The organism is Gimesia aquarii, from assembly GCF_007748175.1.
GTDB classification, from domain to species: domain Bacteria; phylum Planctomycetota; class Planctomycetia; order Planctomycetales; family Planctomycetaceae; genus Gimesia; species Gimesia aquarii_A.
The window spans coordinates 798,121-816,859 of record NZ_CP037422.1; the positions used below are offsets into that span (position 1 = coordinate 798,121).

At 46.1% G+C, this 18,739-nt stretch carries 14 protein-coding genes; 8 read left to right on the top strand and 6 right to left on the bottom strand.

Going from position 1 to position 18,739, the window contains the following annotated elements:
• Positions 1-128: 128 nt before the first annotated feature.
• Positions 129-1,808 (bottom strand): SPFH domain-containing protein, encoded by a 1,680-nt coding sequence (locus V202x_RS03290; protein WP_145171170.1) that lies wholly within the window; start codon positions 1,806-1,808, stop codon positions 129-131.
• Between the two features lie 46 nt (positions 1,809-1,854).
• On the bottom strand, positions 1,855-3,480 hold the full coding sequence (locus V202x_RS03295; protein WP_145171172.1) for an SPFH domain-containing protein: 1,626 nt from the start codon (positions 3,478-3,480) through the stop codon (positions 1,855-1,857).
• A 304-nt stretch (positions 3,481-3,784) separates the two neighbouring features.
• Here V202x_RS03295 and V202x_RS03300 point away from each other — a divergent pair, with 304 nt between their 5' ends.
• The 3 genes from V202x_RS03300 to V202x_RS03310 all read left to right on the top strand — a co-directional run bounded on the left by V202x_RS03300 (position 3,785) and on the right by V202x_RS03310 (position 7,345).
• Complete coding sequence (locus V202x_RS03300) at positions 3,785-4,279, top strand: hypothetical protein (RefSeq protein WP_145171174.1); 495 nt, start codon at positions 3,785-3,787, stop codon at positions 4,277-4,279.
• Positions 4,280-5,086: 807 nt separating this feature from the next.
• Positions 5,087-5,863: an FRG domain-containing protein gene (locus V202x_RS03305; RefSeq protein WP_145171176.1), complete on the top strand. Its 777-nt coding sequence runs from the start codon at positions 5,087-5,089 to the stop codon at positions 5,861-5,863.
• Between the two features lie 477 nt (positions 5,864-6,340).
• Complete coding sequence (locus V202x_RS03310; protein WP_145171178.1) at positions 6,341-7,345, top strand: glycoside hydrolase family 5 protein; 1,005 nt, start codon at positions 6,341-6,343, stop codon at positions 7,343-7,345.
• Positions 7,346-7,688: 343 nt separating this feature from the next.
• On the opposite strand, the gene V202x_RS03315 is transcribed toward V202x_RS03310, so the two are convergent.
• From V202x_RS03315 to V202x_RS03325, 3 genes are all read right to left on the bottom strand, one after another.
• Positions 7,689-8,705, bottom strand: a complete 1,017-nt coding sequence (locus V202x_RS03315) for a hypothetical protein (RefSeq protein WP_145171180.1) — start codon at positions 8,703-8,705, stop codon at positions 7,689-7,691.
• 145 nt (positions 8,706-8,850) lie between these two features.
• Entirely contained in the window at positions 8,851-9,921 is a 1,071-nt protein-coding gene (locus tag V202x_RS03320; RefSeq protein ID WP_145171182.1) for a hypothetical protein, read from the bottom strand.
• 482 nt (positions 9,922-10,403) lie between these two features.
• Positions 10,404-10,685, bottom strand: a complete 282-nt coding sequence (locus V202x_RS03325) for a hypothetical protein (protein WP_145171184.1) — start codon at positions 10,683-10,685, stop codon at positions 10,404-10,406.
• A gap of 538 nt (positions 10,686-11,223) precedes the next feature.
• On the opposite strand from V202x_RS03325, the gene V202x_RS03330 reads away from it, so the two are divergent.
• The 5 genes from V202x_RS03330 (at position 11,224) to V202x_RS03350 (ending at position 17,722) form a co-directional block, all read left to right on the top strand.
• Positions 11,224-13,188 carry a sulfatase gene (locus tag V202x_RS03330; protein ID WP_145171186.1) on the top strand — a complete coding sequence of 655 codons (1,965 nt, stop codon included), beginning with the start codon at positions 11,224-11,226 and terminating at the stop codon, positions 13,186-13,188.
• A gap of 339 nt (positions 13,189-13,527) precedes the next feature.
• On the top strand, positions 13,528-13,719 hold the full coding sequence (locus V202x_RS03335; RefSeq protein WP_145171188.1) for a hypothetical protein: 192 nt from the start codon (positions 13,528-13,530) through the stop codon (positions 13,717-13,719).
• 392 nt (positions 13,720-14,111) lie between these two features.
• Complete coding sequence (locus V202x_RS03340; RefSeq protein WP_145171190.1) at positions 14,112-14,654, top strand: hypothetical protein; 543 nt, start codon at positions 14,112-14,114, stop codon at positions 14,652-14,654.
• Between the two features lie 272 nt (positions 14,655-14,926).
• Positions 14,927-15,418, top strand: coding sequence for a hypothetical protein (locus tag V202x_RS03345; RefSeq protein WP_145171192.1), 492 nt, complete (start codon positions 14,927-14,929; stop codon positions 15,416-15,418).
• 270 nt (positions 15,419-15,688) lie between these two features.
• Positions 15,689-17,722, top strand: coding sequence for a TIGR03067 domain-containing protein (locus V202x_RS03350; RefSeq protein WP_197993200.1), 2,034 nt, complete (start codon positions 15,689-15,691; stop codon positions 17,720-17,722).
• A 332-nt stretch (positions 17,723-18,054) separates the two neighbouring features.
• On the opposite strand, the gene V202x_RS03355 is transcribed toward V202x_RS03350, so the two are convergent.
• A complete protein-coding gene (locus tag V202x_RS03355; RefSeq protein WP_145171196.1) occupies positions 18,055-18,729 on the bottom strand; it encodes a transposase in 675 nt (224 codons plus the stop codon).
• Between the last annotated feature and the right edge of the window lie 10 nt (positions 18,730-18,739).

Consider the following 18,739-nt stretch of genomic DNA (forward strand, 5'->3'; position numbering starts at 1 on the left):
TTCTACTTGCTTAGAGATTAACTCGACCATCATCAAATGACTCGGGGAGGCACAATACCAATTATGTATTTGTGCCTCCCAAAGTATGAGCATATCCAATGATAAGACGTATCACAATGCAGAGAGAGCTATCGCGCCTTTTTGGCTGTAGACAATCGATTCACAGGTTTGATGGGTCCCCTCTGTTTGGGTAAAGATCGAGTTCGTTGTTTTTCAGTAGATCCTGATTTCAGCGGGACGGTTGCTCTGATACCGAATCCCGCATTTGCTGAATTCATATCGGTCCAGAGCGTTCCTTCGCCTGCATACAGGAAGTTGAGTTCCACGTTTTCCGGCAGATTGGTGGCAAAGAACCAGTCGTTGTAGGCTTTGGGTGATCCGAAGGCCTCAACGGCTAATTTAAATCGGTCCGCTTTCGCTTCTTCAACCATTTTTTTACCGTTGTTTGTGGCTTCTCCCAAAATGGTGACAGCCTGTGCTTTCAACTCTTCGGTTTCTTTGTCAATTGCCGCGACTAGTTTCTCTGTTTCAGCACGAATCTTTGCTGCTTCTCGCTCACCTCCTGCCTTTGCTTCTTCGACTTGTTTTGCAGTGTCCGCGTCTACTGTGTCGGTTGCCAGTTCTACTTTGGTTTCTGCTTCACGCAGTTTGGCTTCTTCTTTCGCAGTAGTCTGTTCTTCTTCACGTGTCAGTGTTAGCTCATCTGCAATAAAAGCCAACTGAATAGGTTCACGTACCTGTTTGGGCACGTAAACATGACGTACCAACCCATACAGTAGCGTAATTGCTTTGTCGTCCAGCACACTATGGAATTGTTCCAGGCACGTTCGCTGGTAAACCTCACGGTCGCTACCCACCAGTAACTGCACGGCCTTGTATTCCGAACCATTGTTTCGGCAGATCGATTCGATCTGAGGCAACACCACTTTCTTTTCGACCTGATCAACATTACCAAAAGTTCTGACAGCGTGTGGTGCTTGATCAGGCATCAACCCCCAGATCCCCGTGAAGTCGATGTGCATAGGGAAACCGTCAGCACTTGGAAATGCGATTCCGCTGTTCATATCGGAAATCTGTGGTTCACCATTTTCGTCGACGACGATATTTCCATTCGCGTCATGTTTGACTTCAACCTGAATTGTACTGTGACGATAACCAATTTCCACAATGTCGATTTGTCGTTCACGTCCATTGATCGGATAATTTCCAGGCGGCAGTACGTTTTTCTGAACACCCTTTTTCGTACCCGTTGTCGGATTTTCTGACAACTGTGTGACAACGCCTACATAGCCTGTCGGAATTTCGACCCAACCTGCGACTTTATTTGTTTGGCCGGATGTAAAATCGACACGCTTTTTGACTTCAACTGTGTAGCCGTAAGGATTGATTCTGTATCGACCGGGATGAAGTACCTTGCGGAGCACACCCTTGTGCTTGGTCGTTCCAATATCACCTTCTACGAGGAAGTTGGCCCCCTCCAGGTTTTTTCCGAGTTTGCAAGTCACCTCTCCAATCTCGCCGGGTTTAATGACGATGTCATCCACAATTTTGCGTTCCCACCAGATCGGACAGTAGAAGTGTCGTCCGGGACCACGTAGTTCGGCTTGTACTCCCATCTCACCATCTTGCGCCCACATCCCGGCTTCGGCTTTTTTTCGAGTTCCGAAGATGAGAGGCCCTTTGTAACGAAGCTGAAGGCTTTGTCCTTCTTCAACATAAATGCGATCAATGGTCCAGTGAAATCCGAGTCCAAGTAGCACTAGCAACAATATTAAAATCGAGGTAATAGTGGTTAATATTTTTTTCATGAGTCTTCTCCTTGTGAGAGTTGTTTTATCTTGCCAACAGACGCGTTTAGTTATCTGACAATACCGGGGTGACAGGGCGCGGCGCATCCCGTGTCTCATCCACAAAATTGTCAAACACTCTCATCAATGGAGAGTCTGCTGTGTTCGTCATGATCTTTCGGAAGCCAGGAGCAAGCTTCTGATAAAGAACGTAACGACCAAATCCTGAGCCATCACCTCCAAATGCATCCACAGACCGTTTCCAACCCGCTGCGTCTGCAACATTCTCAAACCCGATCACCGCTGCTTCAGCACGTGCTTTGGCAAGAATCGCCAGAGCCTGGTCTTTGGCGGCTTCGAGTTCCTCTTGAGCCACTTCTTTATCTCGCTCTGCTTGTTCCAGAGCCACTCCCTGTTCCTGCTTAGCCAGTGTGATCTTCTTGACGATCTCACGGTCCGCCGTCACAAGATCTTTTTTCTGTTCAATCAAAGCGGTCTCGGTGGCCAGTACAGCTTCCTGTTCTTTCTGTAGTGTTTCCTGTTTGTATTGACCTTTCTTTTGAACAGCGATTTCTCGATCTCGTAATGGCCCCGCGATGGCTTCGGGAGGTGTGATCGTCGTGATCAAAGCCTGCACAATTTCGATTCCTTGCTCTTTGCAAGTTTCCGTGATCTTTCTCTGAAACTCCTCCTGGAACGCGGCACGGGTTTCTCCGCCAATAAATTCACGGGCACTCGTATTGGAACCTCGTAGACGACAAAACGCACGCGCGTTAGGCATGATGACTTTATTGATGATTTCCTCGGCGATGGCCGTTGAGCCAACCTTATCATTGGAAACATCGTTGTAGGTTACATAAGTTTGAGCGGCGGTATCAGGAATCACCCGAAATTCAATCACACCATCGAGGGTAATCGGAAATCCATCCTTACTGGGAAACATCATGTCGCCCCCCTCAGACAAGTCAAATCTGAGAGACCGTGTGTCGATCGCATTGATACGAATCGTATAGGGATTCAGGTAATAGGTACCTTCATCCAATGTCGCTTCTTGTGGTCCCCGATGATTGGCGGCGACGAGTAGTTGATTGGGTTCTTCCGGCATGGGGCCTGCAAGATTTGTGACAATGCCTTTGTATCCAGCCGGAATTACCTTCGGTTTCCAAAGTTCGATGATCTCGATGTAATCGCTTTTGCTTCGAGGTCTGCCAATCGTTTCCTTTGTTTCTCTGTCGATCACAATAGCATTAATCGCATAGCGACCCGGTTTGAGCACTTCTTCGATGATGCCTTTGTGCTTTTCACTTGTTGACATGAAGTCGCCAGGCGGCAGATCTTCGCCGTACATGCGAATTCGAACTCCCATTGAGTCAGCCGGAATTTCGACCATGGGATAAATTTCCCAGTCCCAGTTGTAGCAGTTGTAAAAGTAACGTCCTTCCGGCAACACTTCACGCTGCAAACCTTTGTGAATCGCTTCCTTCAAGTTGGGGTCTGGTGAGATTTCCTGATCATTCGTGAGATCAATTCCGGTCTTTCTCGTTAAAACGGCAAAGTGTTTTGCGGGTACGTCGATTCGAAATTGCGAATACACAACGTAACCACTCACTACCAGAAATAACCCTGCCAGAAAAAGCCCGGTGATTCCAAATTTGATCAAAAGATTTTTGGCCTTTGGATCATACTCTTTCATATCTGGTCCTCTCTTCAAATTAGTGTCGGCTTCTGCAATGAATCGTCAGCCATTGCTCTGCTGAGCCGTTGATCGTGAAGCGATCAAAGTTCTCGCTACTGGCGATATGGATGTTCAAAGTTCTCAATGTTTTTAACAACCAGGATGTTTGACCCTCTCAATGAATCGTGCTCTGAGTGAGTAACGACTCCAGGGTTAATTAGTATCATAATCGTATTTAGACTTACTGTACTCATCTATGGCTCTGAGTTGTAAAGTGGTCGATCTCAGTGATTTCGCATTGTTTAAGCTAAAAAACGGTGAAATGATTACTATTGAGAACGTAAACTGGCTCCGTGAGATCAAAAAAGATGGCCAAATCTTAAGAGATTTGAGAGGGTTTATTGATTTTCCGAAAGTGAGGAAACATGCGATTAATCACACAGCCACCGTCGAGCGACCCCATTTTGGCGCGAAAACCGTTTTCTCAATACTGAATGTTTCTGCGCCTGCGGATCTGAGTACGATAAAACCCACTGGTTTCAGCAAGAATTCCACCGGCGACACTAAAACCGATTCCCAATCTTCACTGCTTTTTGTACCCAAACTGACCTTATCAGCGACAAAATCTGATCTCAATCGGTCACGAATGAACCAACTCTCAGACAAAACTGCGCAAATAAGAAACTCGCCCACCTCGCCCCGTTTGCAATGGTTACCAAAACTCAAACCACAAACCGTCCACCAACCAGAAAACAAACGCCACAACATGCACATCAAACACCACATTACAGAACCTCCCTCCCTGACAATCAACTAAAATCCATCAAGTAGCAAGCACGAACACTCGCACACAGCCGATACAACCCCCGCCCGAAAAGATTCTAACCGATATCACCCGACAGCTAGCAGATGAAAATCGGGCAGCGGTGTTGTAAGAACAGGGAGCAAAATGGCCAGGATGTCTTGATATAATTATGCGGATGAGCTCATCAATAATGATCGGGAAACTATTGGTCACCACCCATCATTTTAACTTTTAGAAAGGAAGTCAGATAACCAAAACTGATTCTGCCAGTTTACTGCTGGAAAATACTGCCAACGATTTTTCACAGTCCCGGTAGTCCTCTTCCCCGACGTGTGTCTTTTGCCCACTCGTTCTCCGTGTTGCTAACGATGTCCTGGATGTGTACGGTTTTCATTGCCATCGACAGGAAACAAGTGTTTTGAATTCGCTTACGGCAAGAACGGATTCAGTTTGAGCATCTTGCGGTGTGTGTCAAGTGTTTCAACAACCACTCGCGAAAACGAACGTTATCTGTTTTAGTTGCTCAATGAGATTCAAGTTATTTTCGTACCTTGTTGCGTTTCTGTTTTTTCATCTCAGCAGCTACTGACTATAACTGTCTAATGTAAATGAATTTATAACTTGTAAAGCGAATTCCCTGAGGTATCATATACAGCATGTTGGCTTCATATCCAGCATCTATGTGTGATATGATGCCCCTGGGGCATCATATCAGAACAAAAACCGTTTATTTTGCGCGTATTTGTTCCATATCAGTGTCATATCAGAACAAGGCCGTGCAGGTTAATAACAAGTTATGCGTTAAAGGTGCTGACTCGTATGTCCGCGGAGTTTCCAATCACTCGCGAGATTCACTCAATTGGTGACCTGTTCGAGTGTGCGGAAATCGCATCAAAGGCATTTACATACGTCGTGTGGTTTCGGGGGCACGCGGATAACAGCGCATCATGGGATCTGCGCCCAACCGTTCACCGCAAGTTCCCGAATACTGGCTATGAATCCGCTCTGGTCATGAACTTTCGCCGCCGTGCTTTGTCACGTCACCCCCGATGCCCCGACTCCAACGATCAGGCGGCTTGGTTGTGCCTTATGCAGCATTACGGAGTGCCAACACGTCTACTCGACTGGACGGAGTCGATTCTCGTTGCAGCGTATTTTGCCGTTCACAACAGCAAACGCGAAACCGACGCCGCCATTTGGGCTTTATCGCCCGTACTGCTGAATCAGGCGTTTGACTTACCGCATATTCCGGCACTTTCGAATCCGGAACTGAAGCCGTTGATGCGTCCAGCTTTCGGGGCAAGCGGAACTGACAAAGGAATTATCGCAACGCTGTATGACGAGGTCGATCTGCGGATGCTCATTCAACAGGGCGTTTTCACGATCCACGCCGATCGCACTCCGCTTGAACAACTGGCGGACAGTCAACGCTTTCTGCAAAAATACAGAATCCCCCAAGCAGCAAAGTCGAAGCTTGAATGGCAACTTCGACTGGCCGGTGTTTCGCAATCCAAGCTGTTCCCGGATTTACAGAACCTTGCGTCCGAAATCACTGATCAGCAGGAGCGCGTTTTGGAACGCAAAGAAAACGCGTAACAATCCGTTGCACACGGAGCCGCGGGCCGCGCGGGTGCTGAAATCAACGTCGTTTGCCGCGGCCCGGTGAACGGTGACGTTCGGCAGGAATGTGGTTCGCAACAAGAAGGGACCATTACCAGACACTTGCTGTTTTCTGATGTCTCGGTAACAGCTGTTACCCGGTCTTGAAATTTTTCATTTGCTCGTCTCAATCGGGCGAGAACTGATTGCGTTTTAATATCTGTTCGAGTTGCTCAATGAGTTTCATGATCTTCTTACGCCTTGTTGTGTTTTCTATTTTCAATATCAGCAAGTAACTGATTGTAAACAGAAATAATAATAAAGTTTCATATTGAAAATCAAATTTCCCCTGTTATTATACACATGTATTCTGATATTATAGGCAGGATTCATATGTTATGTGAAGTCGCTGGAACATCATATCAGAGCAAGACCGTGCAGGTTAACAACCAGTTAGCTATCTAGGATGAACAAATGGTAGAGCTACCTCGGCTTCGAACTAGGAATTCGCGAATTGTTGATTTAAGCGGCAACGAAGTCGTGTTAAAGGGCGTTAATATCGCCGATCCAGAAGCTATTTACAGGGATCGGCACCGAGTCAGTCTGCTTGACGTTGCCGATCGAATCTTCTTTGATCTGGGATGCAAGGTGGTACGGATCCCCGTGATACCGGAAGACTTCTATGGCTACGGATATGGATTCCTGCATCAACAGGACACATACTTTCACCGTTATCTCAAGCCCCTTGTTGACTACTGCGCGGACATTGGACTCTATGCAATTATTGACATGCACTACGTCGATGGCGAACCTTTAATCGATGACAAACCTTCCTTTGGGTACCTGGACAAAAAGGATCAAGCCTTCGAATTCTGGAGCTTCATTGCGCCGAAGTTCAGAGAATACTCCAACGTAATCTTTGACATCTACAACGAACCGGTGCAACCACGATCTACCGATCCCTGGGAAGGTCCGTATGACTGGGCAACATGGAAGAATGAAATGGCCCAGCCAATTGTCAACCTGATACGGCGGCATGCTCCGCAAAACCTGATTCTCGTGGGTGGTCCAAATTACTGTCTGGAAATGGCAGGGGCTGCGACTGATCCAGTACTGGATCCGGAAAACGACCCACCTTCGATAGCATATGTTACGCACACATACCCCGGCCACGACCCTGGACGTCGAATCGCCAACGTTCTCGATCCAATCGTAGACCGAGTCCCAGTATTCGTATCAGAGTGGGGCTTTGAGCAGGGCGCGGGGCGGGTCGTACATGGCACAGCCGACGAGTTTGGGAAGGAGCTAATCGATTACGTAGATAGGCACAACTTGGGGTGGACTGCCTGGGTCTATGACAACGTCTGGACAAGCCGAATGGTCAATGCAAAGTGGTCGTTGCTAGGAGACGTCGACTCCGAGAAGTATCCGATCGAGTACAACGGACGAATGGGTGGATTCGTCAAACGCCATTTGTAAGGTTCGAGAGTATGAGCTAACAATAGCGTGAACCGGAGCGACGAATCCGGCGGTATCTGAAATCAACACGTAACCTCGCCGCCCGGTTAAGCTAGACGTTAGCAGATCTTCGGTCGCATCAACTCATACCTATTCTGGAATTTCAAAAACCCACTGTTTAACAGACACACTTTAAAAGAGTGACCAGGTAATAAGAGTTACCCAGACATCAGCTAGTGATCTCCCAAACGAATAATAACCAGGTAACGGCTGTTACCAAGGCATCAAAACGGCAAGTGCCCAAGTAATCGGCAGGTATTTCCCAGACGCTTTTTTCGTCGTCGCTTCCAATAACTTTTATTACTCAAAAAGACCTTACGTATTTCAAGGATCCATTTACAAAAGTTCTTCGTATTCTTCTCAATGCAAAATTGCACCAATTGAATATTGTCTCTAAACTTTGTCCGTATCCTTCATTAAAAGTAGCAGAGTCAGCTCCAATTTGCATGAACGCTGGGCGATTGTCTATTCTCCAAATAGAACCTGAACGTCCTTCTTCAAAACCTCTATCGAGGTGTGATGAAGCATGGAATAAATCAGCTAAAGTACCTAAGTCGGAAATTATACTTGAGTCCCCTAAATAAGCTCCTAGTGTGAATGCAAAGCTTTGACCATCAGGATGACTGTCACCTTTTTTATCATCCAAATTTCTTAAATTAGAAAGTGGGACTATCTCTTCAACGAAGGGTAAATTTAACCTAGGTTCATGAAGTCCATTTGCTCTAATATTTTCAACAGATATATCTATAATAGCTGCATCAATCAAATGATTCCCACCAATATTTTCATCATCATCGGATTGAACGATGACAGTACCTTCAAATGCCTCAGTACCCGAGCCAGGTTGTGAACTTGCCAAAATTTCAACATCTTGATTATTAGCTAAGTTTTTTAATCCATGAGCTACTGTTATCACTCCCCAGTTCTCGGTAGTACCTGAACTACGGTTTTCTTCCCATTTTATAACACTACCTGTAGTTACTTTAATATTTCCATTTTCTGAAATGAATCGACCACTAGGCTTTACCGTATTTACTTCAACCACATCACATGGAAGTGACAAGTTCATTGATCCAGATTTGTTTAACGGAACTGAAATCGTCTTACTTTTTTTAATTTGAAAACTTTTTTTTGATTTTGAGTTTTGTTTTTTCTTTACATAGAAACAAATACAGAGTTCTCGAGAGGAATCTTGCCGTAAGAATTGACGTAAACCAGAGCCAATCCCAACATCAACTATATTAGGATCACTTTTAATTTTGGGGTCATTACGTAAATACTCGAGAGCATACTGGTATTCTGATTGGGTCAAACTTGGCATAATTTTGGAGCCCCACTTCACAAACAATATGAATAAAAAAGCCGTAATACAGAATTGTATTACGGCTATATCCAAATATACAGAAGAACAAACAATAACTACTTATGTCAATATATTTTATTGTTTGGCCCCGAAATTCTTAATTTTATTCAAAACCTATAGATTGCAAACGGAAAGAGGCAGGATCCATAGGTTTTACGACATCGACTTCACCTGTGAACCCTACTGCTTCTTCCACATTTTCTTTTACACTCGCGATAGCCTTACCCATTGAGTCGGCTATAAATGAGTAGTCATGCAAATTGCCTGGAGATAGTGTTACTTTGGTTATGTTTCCCTGATCAAGCTCAACGTTGACATTAAGCTTATCGCCTAATTCAAGGTCTGAAATGCTTTCTAATATTTTTTTCTTGATTTTAGATTGAAGTTCTTCTTTCTGACTTTGGGGTATTCTTACAGTGTCATCAATATCTCCAAATGGCACTAGTGTCATCTCTGATCCTGATTCATAAGAAATCAAACCGAGAGGACTAAATACCATGACTCCGTCATTGAAGGTAAGGCCATAAATAGCGGCTCTTCCATCGTTACAGTAAACTTCTTTAGAACCACAGATATCAGTTGGGCAATAATTAAATGGTGCAAATCCTACGTACCGCCATCCATAAAGTCGCTTTTTATTACTACAGTAAGGATCTGGACCAATGACAGACTCATAATAGCCCAATGGTACATTTGTAGCTTTCACAACCCATTTTTCCTTTCCTCGAACTGAACTATTTAGACTTGTTGGTTTAGCAACGTTACCGAATGCGGTTACCAAATCTGCTGCAGCACTTATGTTTTCATTCGTTTTTGAGTCCAGATTCTGATTGATTGAAGTTAGATTCCAGCCATCTTCTAGCTTTATTTGAACATCTGCTGTGCCAAATCCAGTTTTTACATTTATTGAATATTCTTCACTAAAATCAGGGAGATAATCTAATTTCATTTCAACAAATTGATCAGAAGGGGAAGTTTCAGATGTTTGTGTTGGACCTGTACCCAAAGTTTTTTTTACACTGGATGGAGTAATCAACAAATAGGGCTTTGGTCGGTAATATCGAATTCCAGTATCCCGATCAGTTGGATTTTTTTTTACCTTCACACCAGGCATACACCCAGACGTTAGAATAATAAGTCCTAATATTAAAATGTTTCTACTACTACTACGCATTTTATGGCCCTCCTTAGCTATTTGACTAAATAGTTTTTTTGAAAGTTAGTTCATAGGAGACTGAATGTTATCTACCTGATCAAAAAGATCGGATTGTTTTCGTTGTACAGGTGAAATTAGTTGGAGGTAAAATAATGAAATAAAAAAGAAAAATCATTTATATGAACCATTTCCTAATTAAAGGAAATCTTTGCGCAACCTGATAATTTTATCACTTCGGATTGTTTATGACCTATAACATTAAGTCGCACCACAAGATCATTACGGTCTACTCAATGGCGTTCAGGGTGGATTCAGGATAAAAGCGATAAAGAAGAAATGCGAAGTTTTGGCAAAGTATGCGTGCCTCTGTCTATTAAGACATAGTTCTTAAACTGCCATAGTGTCCGGTAGTAACCGTTACCCATACACTTTTCATTAATGGATGGCCTCAATCACGCGATATTATTTTGAATTGCTGATTAAAAGCTGATTAAAAGGGGTCAGGTCTCTTTTCTGGGTCTTCCTCGGGGGCGTGTTGTGCTTTCGAGGGATAATCGTATGGCTGTGTTGCTGGTCCATTTGTCATCGCCGAAGGGTGTGCCGCGAGTGATGCATTTTCTGACGGTAGTCAGTTTGGCGTCCGTTTGTGGTTTGTTGACCAGTGATCGCCATTGGCGTGGTAGCGGTGGATTTTTGAGTTTTGCCAGCCACGCAGGGCTATCTCCCTTTTGTTGTCGTGCCCAGGCGGAGCCGTACTCCCATTCCTCAGCACGTTTGACCAAATTCGCTCGCAGTGGGTTGCGTTCGCAAGGGGGATAAGGGGTCAGACCCCATTTGGGAATTGACGTGAAAAGCGGTAGAAGAGTTCATTGGCTTTCAAAAAACCAGATCAGAATGGCACTCCATACCAGAATAAAAAAAGAAATTTTAGCGTAGTCTATAAAGTAACAATAATGGACCTGACCCCTTTTTTCATCTCTGCCATTGACAGGAAGCAAGTGTTTAGAATTCGCTTACGGCATAAACGTATTCAGTTAGAGCATCTTGCGGTATGTGTCGAGTGTTTCAACAGCCATTCGCGAAAACCAACGTATTCGGGAATCCATTCCCGATTCAGCAGACAAACAGAACAGTCATTGATAAAATTAATGTCTGAGCATTCTAACAGGAGTCATTCATGAGGCATCTCAGGACTGAACTATGAAACAGATCGTACTCCTGGTCCAACTAGGTGCAATAGAATCAGTATGAGCGCCGGCATCTCTTATACAACGTTTTTTCTTTACCATTTTAATTCCACAATCAATTAACAGGGACGTCATGACAATCTTCTTTTGTTTACGCTATCTGATTTTGTCAATGACAATCCTTTCTGGCTTGTCATGTGCAGTTGCTGCCCCCAGACCATCAAAGCCAAACGTCATACTCATTCTGGCAGACGATCTCGGTTGGAGCGACACAACCCTGTTTGGCAAAACCAATTTCTACAAGACACCTAACATCGAACGGCTCGCTGCTCGCGGTATGACGTTCTCGCGAGCCTATGCTTGCAGTCCACTTTGTTCACCAACTCGTGCGAGTGTCCTTACGGGGCTCAGCCCGGCTCGAATCGGCATTACTTCACCAGGATGCCATCTTCCGAAAGTACTTCTGAAAGCCACTCTGGGACAGAAGGCCCCACCAAATAAAAAAGCCATCCTGCCCAACTCAGCCACGAGATTAGACACCAGATATTACACTCTGGCTGAGATGTTCCGAGACAACGGGTACGCCACTGGTCATTTTGGTAAATGGCATCTTGGTTCCAAACCGTATTCTCCCTTGGAACATGGGTTCCAGGTCGATGTACCAAACTGGCCTGGTCCCGGACCAGCTGGTAGTTACGTTGCACCTTGGAAGTTTCCCGACTTCGACCCGCAAACGCCGAGCGAACATATCGAGGATCGCATGGCAAAAGAAGCGGTGGCCTTTATGGAGAATAACCAGAACAAGCCCTTCTTTCTCAATTACTGGATGTTCAGTGTTCACGCTCCTTTCGATGCCAAGAAGAAGTTAATTGATGAATACCGGAAGAAAGTCGATCCCAAAAATCCGCAACGCAGTCCTACGTACGCAGCCATGATCGAGAGTATGGACGATGCTGTGGGATCGCTGCTCGATACCCTGGACCGTCTGAAAATTGCGGACAACACGATCATCGTGTTTGCCTCTGACAACGGTGGGAATATGTATAACGAAGTTGATGGCACGACGGCAACGAGCAACTCACCGCTACGCGGCGGCAAAGCGACTATGTATGAGGGGGGAATCCGAGGACCTGCTATTGTGGCTTATCCCAAGATTGTGCAAGCAGGCTCAAGCAGCACGGAAATCATCCAGAGTAGCGACTTCTATCCAACACTTCTCGATATGCTAGAGATCAAACCACAGCGTAGACAGAAGTTCGACGGCATAAGCATTCTGCCCGCACTCAAAGGCAAGTCCTTGAATCGCAACGCCATCTTCACGTACTTCCCCCACAGCCCGAACGTGCCCGATTGGCTGCCTCCGTCGGTTTCGGTTCATCAGGGTGACTGGAAGCTCATCCGTATCTTCTATGGAGGCAAAGAATGTCGGCATCGCTGGAAGTTGTTCAACCTGAAGGACGATCTTGAAGAAACAAAAGATATCTCCGAGAAATTTCCCAAGCGAGTCCATGAAATGGACGCACTGATTGACAAGTTCCTACTCGACACCAAAGCAGTCCAGCCAAAACCCAATCCCAAATTCGATGTGTCGAAGTATCGCCCCAAACTCGAAGGTATAGCGGCCTTGAAGAGGAGCAGAAAAAATCAAAAACAATCTCCTCGAAAGCGAAGCAAACCCGTTGCCGGTTGGCAACCTTCTGGCACATGTCAGCTTTCGATCGAGGATGGTTCCATGGTGTTTACCAGTTCTGGCAAAGATCCACATGCGAGTTACGTTCTTCCTGAAGAGGTGTCGAAAGAAACGCTCACGCTGCACTTCAAGTTGATTTCAAACTCTTCTGGGAAGGGCCAAATATACTGGTCTGAGAAGGGGGTCGTCCCAGCCTTCCACCGCGATCGAAGTAAGCTCTTCAACGTTCATCACGATGGCAAATCTCATACCTACGCGATCGAATTCACTGCCAAGAATGCTGTTCTCGCCGTCCGGATCGATCCATCAGCTGGTAAGGGCAAGGTGATACTATCCCACATCAAACTAACTGGCGCTGGTGGTCGGGTTGCCTATCAGTGGCAATTCCGTGAGGCGGATAGAAAGTAGAAGGGATCCCTCAGCGAAATTCATTACTTAAATTTGCTGAAAGTCCCATTTACTCATACCATTTCTGAATCAAGCATTAAATCACCGTTAAACAGTTTCACGTCACTGCGATTTGATCTGAAGTTGATCCATGTCAGTCCGACCGCTCAATTTTGTTCACGAAACTCATCATTTTCGTACAACAACTCAAGCACTCCATTTTGCTAGCAATTAACCTGAGTGCAGAGGAAATGCATGGCATTCGACACTATGTTTATTTCAAAAATGAATATATTGTCCAAATCCAGTTATATGATGCCGTCGAAATTATTGCTGATTTAAACCCCGGAGTTAATCAAAATGCCTCCGATGCACGCCATCATGCACGGTGATCCTCCCATTCCCACTCTTCTGCTTAACTTTAAAGAGGGGCCACCAGATAATCATACCGCCTATGTAGTAGCTCCAAATGTATTCCTGTTGTTTCATCAAGGAAAACTGGCCCAGCTCTATGTCACTGACGTTTACAACTCAATGGAGGAAGTCAGCTAACTTCGATCGATTTTAGGCGTACGAATTGATACGATGCAGGGGGAATGAACTTACTCTGAATGACCGGGTAATTTATTGTTTCCCAGACATTGATATTTTTCATTTGCTCGTCTCAATCGGGCGAGAACTGATTGCGTTTTAATATCTGTTCGAGTTGCTCAATGAGTTTCATGATCTTCTTACGCCTTGTTGTGTTTTCTATTTTCAATATCAGCAAGTAATTGATGTAAACAGAAAGTAAGAATAAAGTTACATATTGAAAATCTAATTTTGCTTGGTACCGTATACAGCATGCTGGCATTATATTCAGCATCTATGTGTGACATGAAGCCGCTGGGGCATCATATCAGAACAAGTCTGTGCAGGTTAATAACAAGTTATCCCCATCCATTATGACCGAAGAAACTGTACTGCACGATTGGGATCCAAGTCCTGAAACGCTTCAGCGATGGGCGTATGATGAGAACCTGCATCTCGATGAACAGGACGAAGATCTCGCACTTGGACGGCGTGACTTTCTGCCGATCCTGATTCCGATCGCGGACGATACTCGTTGCCCAAAAGCCGATTACATACTTTCGAGCCTCGATTTTTACCTGATGTTCCTCACGCTTCGTGGCAATGACAGCGAACTGAGTGCTTTGGACGATGCGATAGCGATTGCAAGAGACCAAAAGCGACCAGAAATTGTGGATTGGTCGGCGCTGCTGCAACGTAGACTGAAATATCGCATTGGTGTGGGTCCAGTTGATCGCACGTTGGCGCTCAAGATGGGCAATGACCTGCTCAACGGGATCTGTCGGCAATCTAAAATTGCTATCACAAACGAGACTGACGTGGAATTCGAGGTTCAGCTTTCAGTTCCACCCTTTCATCGACACAAAGAATGGCTGACGATTAACAGGCAAACAGGGACATTCTCGTTCCGCCGTTGACAACAAAGATTGGATAACAATGCGTTGCACCGGAGCTACGGGCCACGCGGATTCTGAAATCAACGTGGTTCTTCATGGCCCGGTGAACGCCGAACAGTTTAGGGGGCTACAGTTTAGGGGGTCTGACCCCTTTGTTCCTGCCCTTTAGGGGGTCTGACCCCTTTGTTCTTTCTTACCCTGAGTGAGTAATACTGAAACAATTTAGTCTTGTTCAAGTTATGTAGGTGATAGAATAACAAAAACAATGTTCCCGGTTTACGGTGTTGAAATGCATGTCAATACTGGCGACTCTGGGAGTTAAGAACGTAAGTTTTATTGATAGTGGGGTACGATTGCCGATGTTGTTCCCACTAACGCGGAAGAATGCAATGCACGCTGACGCTTCCTTCTGGAATGGCCTGTTACTCTTCCTGGCCGCGATCAGTACGGTCGTCTACGGAGTTGGTGTCATGCTCGCCTTGTTCTTCGGCATCTTCCGACGACGTGCGGCACTACTCACTTCATACGGTCTTTCCGCGATTGTGTCGGTTCCCTTTGTCCTTTACTGCGTGCTGATATTTAGTTCCGGGTCATCACCAGAGTTTGACGAGATGTGGCTGCCCGATCCGATTGACGACTGGCCTGTATTTCGGTTGCTCAGGTTGAGCATCGTCGTGATGCTATTACTTTGTTTTGTTTGGGTCACACCGGCAATCCAATATTATTTGACGGGTAACAAAAATCAGAACGTTCCCAGCGAGTCGGAACGAGATAAAGGTTCCTGACACCTTTTTTCTCAGACGGGTGTGCTTGAGATTTTGGAGTCTCGGTCATGATAAACCTGTCACCGACAGTGACGAACGTCCTTTGCTCGCAACCGACCGGAATACAACGTAGCTTGGATGGCTTGATGCACATGTCCACTAAGTTTCTTCAGTAGAATGAGTAAAATTTGCGTGATACCTGCGCATCATTTACGCCCTAATGTCAGAGATGGCTCCCGATCGTACAAACCATCGACTGTATTGAGAATTCGACATCCGCGTGAGACAAATATGATACGACTTCCAAACCTAATCATGTTGCTGTGTTACTTGCTTTGCACCGGCGCGATCGAGGCATGCCAGTCCGACGGCAAAAACACAACTAAAGAGAAACTCGCCGGAGTGAAGGAACCGGATCCGAACAGTTTGGACGGTTCATGGGTGCAAGTGTCTCTAGATCAAGTACCGCCATGGCTGGCGGGTAAGGCTAAGGCGACATCGCTGCGGCCGCGATTCCGAGTGTGGTATTTCGTGAACGGTCAATTGACCATTGAGTACAAAGATAGAGGCTGGGAGGTCGGACGCTACCAGCTGATCAATGGCAAAGGCTACAATGAAATCGATCTGAACGCCAATAGTTTTGACAACCCCTCTACTGCTCTCAACCCGGGACTGAAAACAGGATTGCTCAAAGGCATCTATCAGGTGGAGAGCGATTCATTGAAGCTCAGTCTGGCGACACGCCATAACGCACCTCGTCCCACCAGGTTTCTCGCGAAGAAGGGTTCAAACTCTCTCATGTTCGAGTTTCGACGGGGGGCACCACTCAAAAACTCTTCGGAATCTGCGGCTGATCTCAAAAAACTGCAAGGGACCTGGCGGGTCACTGAATTGCGAGAAGCTGGCATTCTTCGACAGAAATCGAAAACGTGGCGATGGATCATTGTTGGCGACCAGATCAAATGGATGAGCGGAAAGTCTCCGCGAGAAACGCCAATCTTCAAACTGAACGCCAACCGCAATCCCAAACAGATTTTTATGGCGCACCCGAACAGTAACTATCAAAACTTGTTAGTCACTGGAATCTATAAGCTTGATGACAAAAATCTAGAGCTTTGTCTTAATCTCGGCGCTCCTGGTTATAAATTTGAATTCAAGATGCCCAAGGAATTTTCGTCAACAGGTTCAAATACACTAGTCCACGTTAAACTCGAACGAGAGACACATGGCTCACCGGCTGTTCCTTTTGACATTTCCAGCGAGCAACTTACCGCGCCGCAGCATCACGCCAAACAAATTCAAGGAACGTGGCGGATCATCGATGAAACGAGGTGGGGAACGAAATTCCCCTCAACTCTGGAGCTACGGCCTCAGGTTGTTGTGACGGCAGACAAGATTGCTTTTGTGTATGACAAGCAACAGTTGGTTCAGCAATATCGTTATTCACTGGACCCGTCCAACGAGCCGGGACGTATCAAATTAAACGAGCTGGCGTTTCCTCAGAACAAGCGAATCAACTCCAGGGGCGGCGACTCCCATTTAGGAATTTATTTGCTATCGGACAAGACGCTCCACCTTGCCTTTTCCCGCAGTAATAAAAAGCGGCCGAGAGAATTTTTACCCCGAAAATTAAGCCGGACGTTCGTACTCGAACGCGTTGTACCCGCGGAAACGTCAGCTGGCACCGGGAATCTCCTTCAGCAGAGAACAGCCGACATGACGCGAAGCCGAAAGAATTTGACTCGGTTGGGTCTTGCAACATATGAATTTTTCGAAGTTCATAAACGTTTACCGTCCGCCGCGATTGTGAACAAGAAAGGCCAGTCAACTCTCAGTTGGCGAGTTGCATTGCTCCCGTACCTCGGACTCGCCGATTTGCACAAACAATTTAAGCTCGATGAACCTTGGAATAGTCCGCACAACAAGGCATTACTGTCGAAGATGCCGGATGTCTACTCGCCAGTGGGAGTGAAGACGAAAGAACCCTTTCAGACGTTCTACCAAGTCTTCGTTGGCAAAGGGACGCCGTTTGAGAGCTCACAGGGACTCCGGCTGAGTTCGATCAAAGACGGAGTTTCATCCACATTGCTTATTGTCGAGGCTGGAGAACCTGTTCTTTGGACAAAACCAGTCGACCTCGCGTTCGATCCTGAAAAACCACTCCCAAAGCTTGGGGGGCTCTTTCAAGACCGAGTACATGCCGTGTTCCTCGATGCTTCAGTTCGAGCAATCAAGCAACCGTTCGATGAATCACTGTTTCGTCTGGCTATCACATACGATGATCTTCAACCACTAGATTTGAAACATCTGACTCAAGGCAAATGAGAGGGCAAGAAATGGGTGCAATCTCTGCCAGGCAGTGGTTACGTGGTGATTTTGCCTCTGCTATTTGGATATCAGCAGTGAAAATGAGACTTAGAACAAACCATTGATTGAGTGTTTATGCCCCGCTGAAACGACACTTCAGATATAAAAAGGTGTCAGGAATGCTCTGTAGAAAACCTACTCTTATTTGCTATTTCCGTAATTAATAAGTCATGATACACCATATTGCATGATACAGACAAGCAAATCTCCACGGATGGTACTGGCGACTGCTTACAAGATTGCAAAGCAATCGCTTCCTGAATACGCACACCGCTGGAAATTAAAAGGGGTCAGGTCTCTTTTCTGGGTCTTCCTCGGGGGCGTGTTGTGCTTTCGAGGGATAATCGTATGGCTGTGTTGCTGGTCCATTTGTCATCGCCGAAGGGTGTTCCGCGAGTGATGCATTTTCTGACGGCAGCCAGTTCGGCGTCCGTTTGTGGTTTGTTAACCAGTGACCGCCATTGGCGTGGTAGCGGTGGATTTTTGAGCTTTGTCAGCCACGCGAGCGTATCTCCCTTTTGTTGTCGTGCCCAGGCGGAGCCATACTCCCACTCCTCGGCACGTTTGACCAAATTCGCTCGCAGCGGGTTGCGTTCGACATAACGCATCACTGTCAGCAAATGGTCGTCTGACTGAATTGGGAACGATTTAAATCGTCCCTGATACAAGTGACCGCTTCCCCCGGTTGAATAGTGCGCGTGCCAGCGCATGGTATGGGTGACGGTGAGTCGTTGAAAGAATTCCGTCAATTGGGTATCTGTCTGGGGGCGTACCACAAAGTGCCAGTGGTTAGGCATTACGGACATGGCATAGATCGGTAGCGGTATCTTTGCCCACGTTTCCTCAACGACCCGCATGAAAGCAGCATAATCGTCCGGCTTCTCGAACAGCGTCATCTGCGCCACAGAGCGATTGAGCACATGAAACACTTCACCGGCAGGACAAATTCGTTTGGTACGGGGCATACAAGGAGTA